The sequence below is a fragment of the Mesorhizobium sp. IMUNJ 23232 genome, from assembly GCF_044326205.1.
GTDB lineage: Bacteria > Pseudomonadota > Alphaproteobacteria > Rhizobiales > Rhizobiaceae > Kumtagia.
On the sequence record NZ_JBIRCY010000056.1, the window covers coordinates 1 to 13,211 of the forward strand.

The 13,211-nt window shown below is 63.8% G+C and carries 11 protein-coding genes and 1 pseudogene; 2 read left to right on the forward strand and 10 right to left on the reverse strand.

Features of this window, described 5'->3' with window-relative positions:
* Nucleotides 1-109: pseudogene (locus ACH196_RS29485) on the forward strand (IS5/IS1182 family transposase); the annotation flags it as partial.
* A 272-nt stretch (nt 110-381) separates the two neighbouring features.
* Here the strand turns inward: ACH196_RS29485 and ACH196_RS29490 are convergent.
* The 5 genes from ACH196_RS29490 to ACH196_RS29510 are packed head-to-tail and all read right to left on the reverse strand — an operon-like array spanning nt 382 to nt 5,011.
* Complete coding sequence (locus ACH196_RS29490) at nt 382-1,425, reverse strand: branched-chain amino acid ABC transporter permease (protein ID WP_396650417.1); 1,044 nt, start codon at nt 1,423-1,425, stop codon at nt 382-384.
* Nucleotides 1,422-2,297 carry a branched-chain amino acid ABC transporter permease gene (locus tag ACH196_RS29495; RefSeq protein WP_396650418.1) on the reverse strand — a complete coding sequence of 292 codons (876 nt, stop codon included), beginning with the start codon at nt 2,295-2,297 and terminating at the stop codon, nt 1,422-1,424. The genes ACH196_RS29490 and ACH196_RS29495 overlap by 4 nt, the downstream gene beginning before the upstream one ends.
* Nucleotides 2,298-2,303: 6 nt before the next feature.
* The gene (locus ACH196_RS29500) at nt 2,304-3,020 is read right to left on the reverse strand and encodes an ABC transporter ATP-binding protein (RefSeq protein ID WP_396650419.1); all 717 of its coding nucleotides are present in this window, start codon (nt 3,018-3,020) and stop codon (nt 2,304-2,306) included.
* Complete coding sequence (locus ACH196_RS29505; protein ID WP_396650420.1) at nt 3,017-3,754, reverse strand: ABC transporter ATP-binding protein; 738 nt, start codon at nt 3,752-3,754, stop codon at nt 3,017-3,019. Before ACH196_RS29505 ends, ACH196_RS29500 begins: the two co-directional genes overlap by 4 nt.
* 3 nt (nt 3,755-3,757) lie before the next feature.
* Nucleotides 3,758-5,011 (reverse strand): ABC transporter substrate-binding protein, encoded by a 1,254-nt coding sequence (locus ACH196_RS29510; protein WP_396650421.1) that lies wholly within the window; start codon nt 5,009-5,011, stop codon nt 3,758-3,760.
* Between the two features lie 177 nt (nt 5,012-5,188).
* Between ACH196_RS29510 and ACH196_RS29515 the strand changes: the two genes are divergently transcribed.
* Nucleotides 5,189-6,016 carry an alpha/beta fold hydrolase gene (locus tag ACH196_RS29515; RefSeq protein WP_396650422.1) on the forward strand — a complete coding sequence of 276 codons (828 nt, stop codon included), beginning with the start codon at nt 5,189-5,191 and terminating at the stop codon, nt 6,014-6,016.
* Between the two features lie 215 nt (nt 6,017-6,231).
* Here the strand turns inward: ACH196_RS29515 and ACH196_RS29520 are convergent, their stop codons facing one another.
* From ACH196_RS29520 to ACH196_RS29540, 5 genes are all read right to left on the reverse strand, one after another.
* Entirely contained in the window at nt 6,232-7,758 is a 1,527-nt protein-coding gene (locus ACH196_RS29520; protein WP_396650423.1) for a sugar ABC transporter ATP-binding protein, read from the reverse strand.
* 1 nt (nt 7,759) lies between these two features.
* A complete protein-coding gene (locus ACH196_RS29525; protein WP_396650424.1) occupies nt 7,760-8,809 on the reverse strand; it encodes a hypothetical protein in 1,050 nt (349 codons plus the stop codon).
* On the reverse strand, nt 8,806-10,929 hold the full coding sequence (locus ACH196_RS29530; RefSeq protein ID WP_396650425.1) for an ABC transporter permease: 2,124 nt from the start codon (nt 10,927-10,929) through the stop codon (nt 8,806-8,808). Before ACH196_RS29530 ends, ACH196_RS29525 begins: the two co-directional genes overlap by 4 nt.
* A gap of 73 nt (nt 10,930-11,002) precedes the next feature.
* A complete protein-coding gene (locus tag ACH196_RS29535) occupies nt 11,003-12,022 on the reverse strand; it encodes a sugar ABC transporter substrate-binding protein (RefSeq protein WP_396650426.1) in 1,020 nt (339 codons plus the stop codon).
* Between the two features lie 66 nt (nt 12,023-12,088).
* Nucleotides 12,089-13,060 (reverse strand): ABC transporter permease, encoded by a 972-nt coding sequence (locus tag ACH196_RS29540; protein WP_396650427.1) that lies wholly within the window; start codon nt 13,058-13,060, stop codon nt 12,089-12,091.
* Between the last annotated feature and the right edge of the window lie 151 nt (nt 13,061-13,211).

Sequence of the window (13,211 nt, forward strand, 5' to 3'; positions counted from 1 at the left end):
CTGTCGGCGCCTGGCCAAGGACTGGGAATGCCTCAACGCCAGGGCACTCGCTTTCCTAAAGCTCGCCTCCATCCGCCTCATGATCAGAAGACTTTGTAATCCATCATAAAGTTACCGGACTGACTCTAAGGAAATCATGGCGACTTCATCGTTGGAGTGCAGGCCATTGGCTGAGTTGTAATTGTTTGAGTTGAGGTTTCACGTTTTCTCAAAGGAATCCAGTGACAGCCCTCACTTGCTAGGCATGCCTGATTGGCGAACAAAATATGTGGAATCGTCTACCCATCCAACGGCTGCTTTCCACCACTGTGGACGTCCCGGCACGGACGACATCGAATTGCCTCGCCCACGCCATCCGCCGGCGAAGCCTGCCCAGCCTGCTTAGCTCTTCCCCGCCGCACTGCGGCGCGAGAACACGCCGAGTCCGCTTTTCAGCATGCCGAAAATGCCGCCGGGATAGGCGAGCATCACGACAAGAATCAGCAAGGCGGTGATGATCGGACGCCAGGCGCCGAAATCGGCCATCGCTTCGGAAAACACCGTCAGCACGAAGGAGGCGATGATGGCGCCGTAGATCGTGCTGGTGCCGCCGAGCAGGACCATCGACAGGATGATGGTGCCGAGGCTCATGCTGAACACTTCCACCGAGGCGTTGCGCTGGTAGGCGGCGTAGAAGGCGCCGGCGACGCCGGTGAAGAAGGCGCTGGCGGCAAGCGTGATCAGCCGCTGCTTGACCAGCGAGATGCCGCGGCTGACCGCATAGTCCTCGTTGTCGCGCAGCGCCACGATGCTGATGCCGGTGCGCGAGCGCACAAAGACGCGCAGGAAGACGGTGCTCGCCGCCAGCAGCGCCAGCGCGATGTAGAAATAGGCGAATTTGCCGTCGCGGACCATGTTGTGGTCGAACAAATAGAGCGAAGGGATGCGCACGAGGCCGACCGTGCCGCCGGTATAATCGGACTGGCTCAAAATGACCTGCATGACCAGTTGGGCGAAGCCGAAGGTGACGAGGATTATGTAGATGCCCTTCAGTCGGAGAATCGGAATAGTGACGGCGACCGCCGCGATGACGGCGATGACGCCGCTCAAGGCCATTGCCACCCACGGGTCCACTTCGGCCAGTTTTGTCAGCAGGCTGTAGGCGTAGACGCCTATGCCGAAGAGCGCGATGTGGCCGAAATTGAAGACGCCGCCGTACCCCAGGCTGAGGTCCCAGTTCGAGGCGACGATGGCGTAGATGAACACCATGATCAGCACGTGGCGACTGTAACTGTCCGTGAACACGAAAGGTAGCAGCGCGAGCAGCGCAAAGCCGATGATGACGGCAATCGCCTCGCGCTGCCACGGCACACGGCCCGGGCCGACGGGGACGGCGCTCGCCGCCGGGCCGGAGGGCTGGGCGTCGGTGAGATCAGCAGTGGTCATGCCAGCCTCCCGCCGCTTCTGGTGAACAGGCCTTCGGGCTTGACCATCAGGGTCAGGATGAGTGCTGCGAACAGCAGCGCCGGCGTCCAGTAGAGGCCGAAATAATAGCTGCAGATCGCCTCGAAGAAGCCGATCACATAGGCCGCGAAGATCGGCCCGGAAATGCTGGAGATGCCGCCGAAGACGACGACGATCAAGGCTTTCAGCAGCGGATCGGCGCCCATCACCGGCGTCATGAAGCGGTAGCCGCCGAGGAAGATGCCGGCGAGCGCCGCAAGGGCGGCGGCGATGCCGAAGGCCAGCGCGTAGAGCATGGTGACGTTGAGGCCGACGAGGCGGCTGGCGTCCTCGTTCTGCGCCACGGCGCGCAGCGCGAGGCCGAGCCGCGTGCGGTTGAGGAAGGCCCAGAGCGCGGCGAGGATGATCGGCGTGATCACGATGATGGCGATCTGGTGCAGCGAGACGCCGATGCCGCCCAGCGTGATGTTGCCTTCCAACAGCGGCGGAAGCTGTTTCGAGCGCGGGCCCCAGACGACCAGCGCGCCGTTCTCGATCAGCGAGCCGGCGGCGAGCGTGGTGATGACGACGACCAGCACGAGGTTGGCGCGGCCGATCAGCGGCCTGACCACGGTCGCCTGCAGCAGCCAGCCGACACCGGCCATCAGCGCCACCGCGAACGGAAAGGCGACGTAGGCAGGGAAACCCAGTGCCACGAATTGCCAGGCGAGGTAGGCGCCAAGCATCATGAAGACGCCGTGGGAAAAATTGAAGACGCCGATGGTGGTCCAGACCAGCGCCAGGCCGACCGCCATCATGGCGTAGAGCGAGCCCTGGAACAGGCCGCCGAAAAGGATGTCCGCAGCGGTGTTCATCTAGCGTCAATGCCCAAAATACATGGCCATGATGTCGGAGTGGGCGAGATTCTCGCCCGGCTTGATCTCCGTCTCCACCTGGCCGTGATTGACGAAATAGAGGTGTTTTGTGAGTTCGAGCAGGAACTCGACGTCCTGCTCGACGACGATCAGCGGCACGCCGCTTTTCGAGATGTCGAGCACGGACTTGCAGAGTTCGTCCTTGATTTTTGGCGCGAGGCCGAGCGTCGGCTCGTCGAGGATGAGCAGTTTCGGGTGGCTCATCAAGGCGGTGCCGATGGACACCATCTGCCGCTCGCCGCCGGACAGTGTACGCACCCGCTGGCGCCAGCGTTCGCGGAGCTTCGGGAACAGTTTCAGCACCTTTTCCCGGTTGGCGGCCTCGTGCGGACGGGCGCGCGGCGAATAGGCGCCGAGCGCCAGGCAGTCGGCGATGGTGAGGTCGGGGAACAGCGTGTTGCCTTGCGGCACGTGGATCAGCCCCTTGCCGACGATGGCGCGCGGCGAAAGACCGGTGATGTCCTCGCCGTCGAACTGCACGGCGCCGCCGCGCGGCTTGAGCAGGCCGGAGACGGCGCGCAGCAGCGTTGTCTTGCCGTGGCCATTGGGGCCGAACAGGCCGACATTGCCGAAGCGGCCGGCCTCCATCGAGATGCCGTCGAGCACGGTGACGCGGCCGTAGCCGGCAGTGAGCCGGGCGACGTTGAGCATGGGATCACTCACGCGGCCGCCCTTCGCGTGCCGAGATAGGCTTCGACGACCCGCTCGTCGGCGATCACTTTCCGCGGCTCGCCCATGGCCAGCATGGTGCCCTGGTTGAGCACGAGCAGGTGCTGGGAGAGGCTCATCAGGAAGGTCAAGACGTGCTCGATCAAGAGGATGGTGATGCCGCGCGCGGCGGTGCGGCGGATTAGTTCGATGGAACTGTCGATCTCCGGCTTAGTGAGGCTGGAGGCCGGTTCGTCGAGCAGCAGCATTTTGGGTTTCATGGCGATCGCAGTGGCAAGCATCAGGCATTTGCGCTGGAAGACGGAAAGCTCTCCGGCCAGGCGGCCGAACTGGGCCGCGCCGAGCCCGACGAATTCCAGCGCCTCGGCAGCGGCTTCCCGCGCCGCGACCGCCGGCTGGCTGGCGGCGCCAAAACTTGAGCCCATCAGCGCATTCTCGAACACGGTCAGGCCGTCAAAACTGGTCTCGCGCTGAAAGGTGCGCGCCAAGCCGAGCCGGGCGATGCGGTGGCCGCGCAGGCCCTGGATCTCGACGCCGTCGAAACGGATCGTGCCGCGATCCGGCCTGAACGGGATGCCGGTAATCACGTTGAACAGCGTGCTCTTGCCGCTGCCGTTCGGGCCGGCGATGCCAAAGATCTCGCCGGCCTCGACCTTGAAGGAAACGCCGTCGACGGCCTTCAGCGAACCGAAGGCTTTCGAGACGTCGTCCAGTTCAAGCAGTGCCATGCGTCACTGCATCCAGGGCTGGATCTTGAACTCGCCGGTGGCGTATTGCGCCGGCGAGATCAAGTCGCGCTTGCCGTCCCATATCTGGAAGAAAGTGATCGGGATGAACTCGTCGCCCTGCATGGCGAGATGGGTCGCCGGGTCGAACTTCAGGCGGCCGGCGGCGATTTGCTTGTCGCTCTCGCCCAGCGCCTTCATGACGGCCGCGTGGTCCTTATAGTCCCCGGCCTTCTTCAGCGCGTCGAGATAGAGATAGACCGTCTCGTAGAGCGCCACGCCGTAGGTGCCGCTCTCGACGCCGTATTTCGCCTTGTATTTGTCGGCGACTTCCGCCGCGCGCGGGTTCTTCGGCGTGGTCAGCGGCCCGCCGAGCAGGTCGTAGATGACGCCGTTGGAATTGGCCTTCGTCAGTTCGACGAATTCCGGCACGCTCGGCGCGTATTGCAGGAAGACGAGGCTCTTGGTCGGCTGCTCCAGGAACTGGTTAAGGAAGGAGGCCGAATTGCCGGGCAGATAGTCGGTGTTGATGACGACGTCCGGAACGTTCTCGCGGACCTTCGCCAGGATGGCGCGCCAGTCGGTGACCTCGCCGAACGGCACGAGTTCGTCCACCGTGATGGTCCAACCCTTGTCGGCGAAGGTCTTCTTCATGCCTTCCGAGATGGTTTTTGAATAGGCGTTGTCGGAGGAGACGATCGCCACCTTCTTTGTCGGAAGCTGGATCTTGCCGTTGGCGGCCAGCTTCTCGACGAAGGACGTGACGTCGGTGTTATAGGCGTCGAAGGACGGCGTCAGCGACCAGCAGCAGCCGTATTTGTCGGGCTCGGGCGCGACGATGTCTTTGGTCTGCTGCGAGTTGGCCGAGAGAATGTAGGGCATCTCGGCCTCGGCCATGTTCTCGATCTCGAAATTGGTCAGGCTGGCGTAGCCGGACGCCATGAAATGCACGTCCTGGTCGCCAAGCAGGCGCTCGACCGCGCTGGTCACCGCGCCGGCCGACTGGTCCTTCACATCGCCGACCGTCAGTTCGAAGGTGCTGCCATTGAAGCCGCCAGCAGCATTGATCTCGTCGATAGCAAGCTGGGCGCCGCGCTGGAACTCCTGGCCATCGGCGGCGGCCGGGCCGGTGAGCGGCGCGAGCAGGCCGATCTTGATGGTGTCGGCCCATCCGGCGGTGCTGGCGGCGGCCGAGAGCGCCACGATCGAGGCCCCCAGGACGAGTTGGCGGACACGGCGGCCCACGGCGTTGCAAATCATGACACGTTCCCCTGTTGCGTGCGGTTGGCTTGGTTGAATGATTGACAATCTATGCACACACGGTTCAATCTGAAAAGATATTTTCATGGCCGTCACGCATTTTTGCCTATTCGGCGAACGCGCGGCGGTGCGTGATCGTTTTGTGTGCAATTGCCTGAAGTGGGAATGGAGGCCGGGGTGGCGACGAAAAAGTTCAAGGTGGAGACCAGTCACGGCACGCTCGCGGTGCGCGAGACGGACAGTTCCGGCATGCCCGTCCTGATGATCCACGGCAATTCGTCGTCGTCGGAGGTGTTCCGCAACCAGTTCGACGGCCGGATCGGCCGGGATTTTCATTTGATCGTCATCGACCTGCCCGGGCATGGCGAGTCGGCCGATGCGATCGACCCCGACCGCACCTACAGCATGCCGGGCTACGCCGACGCCTTCACCGAGGCGATGCTGAAGCTCGGCCATGAGCGCGCGGCGATCTTCGGCTGGTCGCTGGGCGGCCATATCGGGCTGGAGATGATCGGCCTCTACAAGGGCATGCTCGGCCTGATGATCACCGGCACGCCGCCGGTTTCGGCCGCCGACCTCGGCAAAGGATTCCGCCCGAGCCCGCATATGGGGCTGGCCGGCCAGGAGCATTTTTCGCCGGAAGATATCGACAACTATGCCCACAGTACCTGCGGCGAGCCGTTTGACCAGCTGCTCTATGATGCCGTGAAGCGCACCGATGGCCGCGCCCGAAAGCTGATGCTGGGCAAGTTCGCCGAAGGCGTCGGCCGCGACCAGAGCCAGATCATTTTGGGCGACACGCCGCCGATCGCCGTGCTGAACGGGATCGACGAGCCGTTCGTCAATGTTGAATTCGTAGACACCATCCCCTTCTCGAATCTGTGGGAGGGCAAGAAGCACGTTATCTCAAAATCGGGCCACGCGCCGTTCTGGGATTCGCCGGAACGATTCGATCCTATTTTTGACCGGTTTTTGAAGAGTTTGGAGAAGGAGTGGCGGGGGTAGCGCTCCTTTGCAGTTTTGCTGAGAGATTCGCGGGACATCACCCCCCTCTGTCCTGCCGGACATCTCCCCCGCAAGGGGGGAGATTGGGGCGTCCGCTTGGGTTTCGCCAACCTTCGACAGTGCAGGAGAAGCGGCATCGTTGACGCTGCCAATCTCCCCCCTTGCGGGGGAGATGTCCGGCAGGACAGAGGGGGGTACGACGAAGCGCTACCCCCTCAATGCACCGCCGCGTACATGATCTTCTCCTCGGTCGCCTCGGTCGGTGAAAACTCCTCGACGATACGGCCCTGGCGGCAGACGAGGATGCGGTCGGAGAGATTTATGATCTCCGGCAGGTAGGACGAGATGACGACGACGGCCAGGCCCTCGTCGGCCAGCCGGTTGATGATCTGGTGGATCTCGACGATGGCGCCGACGTCGACGCCGCGGGTCGGCTCGTCGAAGATGACGAGGCGCGGGCGCTCCACCAGCCCCTTGCCGATCACCACCTTCTGCTGGTTGCCGCCGGAAAGCTCGACGACGCGGGCGTTGTCGTTGATGGCGCGGATGCTGAGTTTTTCCGTCCACTCGCGCGACAGCGCGTGCATCTCCTTCAGGCTGATCACCCAGGCGCGCTCATGCCCCGCCGCAAGCAGGCCTGAGAAAAAATTCTCGGCGATAGACATGGTCTCGAAAATGCCTTCGCTCTTGCGGTCCTCGGTGACGTAGACGACGCCGTCGCGCACCGCCTGAGCCGGCACGAGGTAACGCACCGGCCGGTCGTCCAGCTCGATGACGCCGCCGCGCAAAAAGTCGCGCTTGTGGATGCCGGCGACCACCTTGAAGGTCTCGGTGCGGCCGGAGCCGATCAAGCCGAAGACGCCGGTGATCTGGCCCTCGAAGATCGAGAAGGAATTGTTGCGCACCATGGCGCCCATGGAGATGTCCTGCACGGACAGCACTTTTTTGCCGGCCGGCCTGAGCTGGGCTGCATCGCGGCTGCGGTAGAGTTCGGCCGACAGTTTGCGGCCAACCATCGCGGCGATGATCTTTTCGCGGTCGAAGGTTTTCGTATCGCCGGAAGCCACGATCTCGCCGTCGCGCAGGATGGTGATGCGGTCCGACAGTAGCAGCGCTTCCTCCAGCGCGTGGCTGATGAAGACGATGGAAACGCCCCTCGCCTTCAGCCGGCGGACCAGGGCGAAGAAATGGCGCTTTTCTTCCGGCGTCAGCGTCGCCGTCGGCTCGTCGAAAATGATGATCTCGGCATTGTGGTGGACGGCGCGCGCGATCTCCACCATCTGCCGCTTGGCCGCCCCCAGCGTCTCGACCATGGCAGTGGGATCGACCGGGAAATTGAGGGACTGCAGAAACTGCTGGGCGGAAATGTAGATGCCGCGCAGCCGGTTGAGAAAGGCTTCGGTGCCGAGATAGAGGTTTTGGGCGACCGTCATCGACGGCACCAGGCTGGTCTCCTGGAAAACCATGGCGATACCGGCATCCAGCGCCGCGTTGGGCGTGGCGTAGGCGATCTCCCTGCCGTTGTGGATCATTTTTCCGGAACTCATGTCGACGACGCCGGCGATGATCTTTGTCAGCGTCGACTTGCCCGCGCCGTTCTCGCCGAGCAGCGCGTGGATCTCGCCGCGCCTGAGTTCAAAAGTGGCGTTCCTGACGGCGGGCACGCCGCGATAGGCTTTGGTGACGTTTTCGAGCCGGACGATCACGTCGCCGGCGGGCATGTTCGTCGCGCTGGCATCCATGTCAGGAAACCTCCGCCAAATCGATCTTCAGCACAGCATCGCCGCCGCGCGAGGCGATATAGACATGCCCGCCAAGCTCGACCGTACTGCAGGTGCCGTGGCGCACGCCATTGGCGCGGCTGTGCAGGCTTTTGACCGGGCGCAGCCGCGTATCGAGCTTGACCACCAGCCCGTAGGAGCGGCTCGGCGACCACGGCTTGTGCACACCCATCGTCTTGATGCCGCCGCATTGCAGCGGCTCGAGGAAACTCCGGCTGGAGGAGAGCGCCGGCGCGATCCAGTATCGCGGCTCGACCTCCGCCATCATGTCGCTCCGGTAGTCCTCCTCCTGGAGGATGAACTCGATCAGCCGGTTGCGCGGCGCGAAGATCGACAGCCAGACGCCGCCGTCGCCGGCGGGCGCAAGACGCGCCGGGTAACCCGGCAGGTGGTCGACCACGATGTCGCGCTTGCCGGCGGCGTCGATGCGGATCAGGCGATGGCGCCAGCTCTCGCTGACGATCACGCCGTCGCCGGTCGGATGCAATCCATAAGGATAGGCCAGCCCGGAGGCGATTTCGCGGAAGGCGGCCCCGCCGGCGTCGCGTTTCCACACACTGCCGGTTTCGCCATACGCCATCAGGTCGGCGCTCCACATGGACGGCGATTGCGCCGCCGAGCCGTTCGCCAGCCAGAGCGCGCCGTCTGCGCCGAGGGCAAGCGCGGTGATGCAGCGGACGGCAGGCGACAGTTCGACATTCTTGCCCCCGATGACCAGACTGCCGGTTTCGAGGCCGACCGCAAATTCGCCGGCCGGAGCAACGGCAAGCGCGGTAACCGGCGCGGCAAAGGTTTCGGCGACACGCGGGGCTTGGCCGGCCGCGATTTCGTAGACAGCGTTACCGCTGCTGGCGAAGAGCGTGCGGTTGCGAACGGCCAGATTGTCAGCGTCGGCGAGCGTCGTGAAAACTTCCGCTTCGTCGAGCCTTGTGTTCGGCCGGAACGCGCCGTCGAGTGGCGGGATGGTGACCGCTTTGCCTCGGAAAAAATTGAGGATCGGTTCGAGGATCATGTGCCGGCCCCCCAATAGGAATTCGGCCCGGTCCAGCTTTCGTCCGCGCCGGGGACGCGGTAGCGGCCGACGCGGTTGTTCAGGATGCCGCCGACATAAAGATATCCCTTGTGCTCGCGCATCGAGGTGACCGAAGGATGCGAGACACCGGAGAGGTCGCCCAGCGTCTCGACGATCGTTCCCGTCTCGCTGAACTTCACCACGCCGCCGGTGTTGATGTTGGGGAACAGCCAGTCGTCCTGCGACAGGCGGCGCGTCATGCGCTTGCGCATGCCGGGATGGCGCAGCGACAGGTCGAAACTCGGCGTGCGCATGCCGAGCCAGGCCATCCAGTAATTGCCGTCGGAGGCGCGGTTGATGTTGTCGGGATAGCCGGGCATGTCCTTGATGACGCATTCGGCCGTGCCTGCCTTCGGCCCTTCCAGCCAGTAGCGGTGGACACGGCAGGCCCAGCTTTCGGCGAAGAACAGCGATTTGCCGTCATGCGCCATGCAGACGCCGTTGGCGTAACGGTATCCGTCGAGCAGGGTTTTGGTCGAGCCGTCCTTGGGATCGTAGACCAGCAGGCGGCCGGTGGCGCGGTTCTCGATCGAATCCAGCGCCCAGTCGTGGGCGTCGTAGCGCTTGGTCGAGTCGGTGAAAAAGATGCGGCCGTCCGGGGCCACATCGCAATCGTTGGGATCGCGCAGCCGGGCGTCGTCGACGATCGAGGTCCAGGAGCGCGCGGTTTCGGCGGAAAGCCGCTTCACCTCGCGCTCGGGGGAGACGGAATAGAGGCCCATGGCGCCGACGCAGGAGATGAGGTTGCCTGACTTGTCGAAGGCGAGCCCCAGTGGAAAGCCGCCTATGTGGGCGAAGACTTCGGAGCTGATGTAGTCGGGGGCAAAGAAGCGGACGATCTCGCCGTGGCGAGTGCCGCAATAGAGATTGTCGTCGCGGTCGAGGATGACGTCCTCGGGGCCTTCGAGTTCCCCAAGGCCGATGTATTCGGTCTCGGAGAGGCGATTGTCCAGCGCGTAGGGCGTGCCCGAGCCCGGAGCCGCCGACTGCGTCTCGCCCATCTTCAGATAGACCGGCGCGACATAGACCTCGTTCAGCACCTTGTGCCGATTCTTCAGCCAGCGGATGTCGATGATGACGGCGACGGCCAGCATCATGCCGAGCACCATCTGGTTGGTGCCGGTGCCGTAACCCAGCCGGATAAGGCCGTTGGTCATGACCAGCACGACGATGGCGCCCATCAGCCCCTTGACCACGGAGCCGCGACCGCCGCCGAGGCTGTTGCCGCCGACGACGGCCGCCGTAAGCGCCAGGATTTCGAGGTTGAGGCCAGTGCCGGGCCCTGCCCCGCTGAGCCGCGTGGCGATCAGGAAACCGGCGATGGAGGCGCAGAAACCCGAGAAGACGTAGGTGAGGAAGACGGTACGCTTGACGCGGATACCGGCATTGTGGGCGGAGCGGCGCGAGCCGCCGACGGCCAGCACATGCCAGCCGGGGCGCGAGCGGGTGAGCGCGATATGGGTGACGATGGCGAAGACGATCGCCGTCAGCACGGAGACGGAGAAGCCGAACACCGTGCCGTCGCCGATGAAATCCCAGACATCCGACATCGCCATGGAGAGCTGGATCTGGGCGGCGAAGTTGACGACGAGGATGTCGAACAGCGCGCGGCCAATGATGAAGGTGACCAGCGTGGTGAGAAAGGCGCGCAGCCGCAACACGCCGACGAGATAGCCGTTGATGGCGCCGCAGGCGAGACCGGTGGCGATCGCCGCGGCAAGCGCCATCCATACCGGTTGCTCGAAGATAAAGAAGACGGAGACGGCGGCGAAGCACGACAGTGCGAAGATCGAGCCGACGGAGAGGTCGATGCCGCCGCCCAGCATGACGACCACCAGGCCGGTGACGACGATCGAGAACTCGCCGAGTTGCCGGGTCGAATCCTGCAGCGATGCGATCTTGAAGAAGCCGGGGATGGCCGTGCCGAAACCGGCGACGGTGATCACTAGCGCCAGGAACGGGATCGCATTGTCGGTCCAGCGCTTGGTGAGAATCTCGCCGACCAGATGATCGGGCACGAGATTATAGCGCCAGGCCTGCAGGCGTTCGCGAAAGGTCATTTATGGCTGCCGGAAAACAGGGAAAAGGCCGGCCGGAGGTTCCGGCCGGCTGGCTATTCTGGCTGCGCGTTTGTTATTGCGCGGCGGCCTGCAGCGCCTTCAGGTCCCAGCAGCTATCCGGCTTGAGGTCGGCCTTGGTCGTCGCCTTCTCCAGCGTGTAGATGTAGGTCTTCGACGTGCCGGCCGGCTGGCCGCTCTGCAGCAGGAATTTTATGATGGCGTTGATGTCGCGCGACTGCTGGTGCAGTTCGGTCATCACCACTGCGCCATAGGTGCCGTCCACAAGCTTGTCGCAGTCCGCTGTCTTCTCGCCGCCGCCGGTGGTCACCAAAAACACCTTGTCCTGCATCTTGGCATCGCGGATCGCGGCGGCAGCACCGACGGCGTCACCGTCCCAGAAGTCGATGATGCCGCAGATGTCGGGGTTCTGCTGGAGCATGGTGGTCGTCACGTTGCGCGAGGTGGTGGCGTCCCAGTTGGAATCCGGCTTGGCGACGATCTGGAAGTCCGGGTTCTTGGCCATCACCTTCATGATGCCGGCATACTGGTAGAGGCTCGACGAATTGACCTGGTCGCCCTGCACCAGGCCGATCTTCTTCGACGAGTTCGGGCCGCAGCCCTTGATCACGGCTTCGGCTTCCAACTGGCCGAGACGGTCCCAGTCCGAGCCGACGAAGGCGTCGGCGGCGAAGTTGGCCGGGTTGTCGATAAGGATGACATAGGTGCCGGCGGCCTGCGCCTTCTTCAGCAGGCGGGCATAGGAGTTGAGATCGGGCGAGTGCACGATCAGCACGTCCGGCCGCGTGTCTGAAGAGATCGCCTCGGTGATGGCCTGAGCGCCGGCCTCGACGCTCCAGTTGGGATCGCGGGTCTCGAAGACGCCGCCGAAGGCATCGACCTCCTTCTTGATGTAGGCGGCCCAGCCTTGCGCCAGGTCAAAACCCATCGCCATCGGGATGAGCATGACGCGCTTGCCCTTCATCGCCTCGGCATAGGCGGCCGGGCCAGGATCTTCCTGCGCCTTCGCCTGGACGGCGAGGAACGGTATCGACAAGGCGGCCGCGGCCGCCAGAAGTTTGATCATCAGTCTCATGGCAATCCCCTTTTTGCAGTTTCGGTTTTCGATATTTCCGGCGAACGGCTGCTGGCGCTCGCGAATCTAGATGTCACCCTGCTGGGCCGTCTGTTCGTCGCGCGGGTTGACCAGCCCGTCGATGATGATGGCGGCAAGCAGAATGGTCGATTTGATCAGGTTCTGGTAGATCAGCGGAATGTCGATAATGGTCATGGCGTTGAGCATGATGCCGATGAGGGCCGCGCCGAACAGCACGTTGCGAACGCCGCCCTTGCCGCCCGACAGGCCGATGCCGCCGATGACGGCTACCAGCACGATGTCGTAGAGCAGCGTCGAGTTGACGACGCGGGTGTTGATCGAATGCAGGCTGGCGGCCGTCAGCAGGCCGGCGACGTAGGCGATCAGCGCCGAGATGACGTAACGCAGCACCAGCATTGGCCGAACCGGGATGCCGATGTTGCGCGCGGCGACCGGATTGTCGCCGGCGTAATAAACGTAGCGGCCCCATTTGGTGAAGCGCAGGAACAGGAAGATCAGCACCGCGAGCGCCGCGAAAATGAAGACCTCGATCGGGATATCGAGAAAGCGGAGACCGCCGAAGCGCGCCAGCCAGTGGTCCGGCGGGACCGGCACTGCGTCCTGCGAGATCAGTTGCGAGCGGACATAACCGAACACGAAGGAGCCGCTGGCCAGCGTCACGAAGATCGCCGGCACGTCGGCATAGGCGACGAGGAAACCGTTGAGCAGGCCGATGACCAGCACGCCGCCGAGCACGATCGCCAGCGCATAACCATCGGCCATGCCGTCATTGAGAAGCTGTAGATACCAGGCGACCGACATCGCCATGATAGCGACGGCGGCGAGGTCGATGCCGCGGCCGATGATGACGATCGCCATGCCGAGCGCCAGGATGCCGAGCACGGAGACCGAGCGCACGATCGAGACAAGATTGTCGGGAGACAGGAATCCGGGCAGCGAAAGGCCCGCCACGACGAAGATCACGGCGGCGGTGGCCAGGACGATGCCTTCCTGGCTGAGCTTTCTGGACTGGCGCACGGCCCCCGCTCCTTTGCCGCCTCCCCTCCCAAGGACACGGCCACGACCACCCTCCACTTGCGAGGTTATTAGCCGATCAGGCGTCTCGTCAATCGCGGCTGTGGGCCAGCGCAGGAGAAGTGGCGGTGCAGCGGTCGACGGGCCGTCCGAC

Bases quoted from the DNA above. Each gene is read 5' to 3' on its own strand.
- ACH196_RS29505 (WP_396650420.1), bottom strand. From the start codon at position 3,754: ATGGCACTGCTTGAACTGGACGACGTCTCGAAAGCCTTCGGTTCGCTG.
- ACH196_RS29520 (WP_396650423.1), bottom strand. From the start codon at position 7,758: ATGGATGCCAGCGCGACGAACATGCCCGCCGGCGACGTGATCGTCCGG.
- ACH196_RS29530 (WP_396650425.1), bottom strand. From the start codon at position 10,929: ATGACCTTTCGCGAACGCCTGCAGGCCTGGCGCTATAATCTCGTGCCC.
- ACH196_RS29495 (WP_396650418.1), bottom strand. From the start codon at position 2,297: ATGAACACCGCTGCGGACATCCTTTTCGGCGGCCTGTTCCAGGGCTCG.
- ACH196_RS29525 (WP_396650424.1), bottom strand. From the start codon at position 8,809: ATGATCCTCGAACCGATCCTCAATTTTTTCCGAGGCAAAGCGGTCACC.
- ACH196_RS29510 (WP_396650421.1), bottom strand. From the start codon at position 5,011: ATGATTTGCAACGCCGTGGGCCGCCGTGTCCGCCAACTCGTCCTGGGG.
- ACH196_RS29490 (WP_396650417.1), bottom strand. From the start codon at position 1,425: ATGACCACTGCTGATCTCACCGACGCCCAGCCCTCCGGCCCGGCGGCG.
- ACH196_RS29535 (WP_396650426.1), bottom strand. From the start codon at position 12,022: ATGAGACTGATGATCAAACTTCTGGCGGCCGCGGCCGCCTTGTCGATA.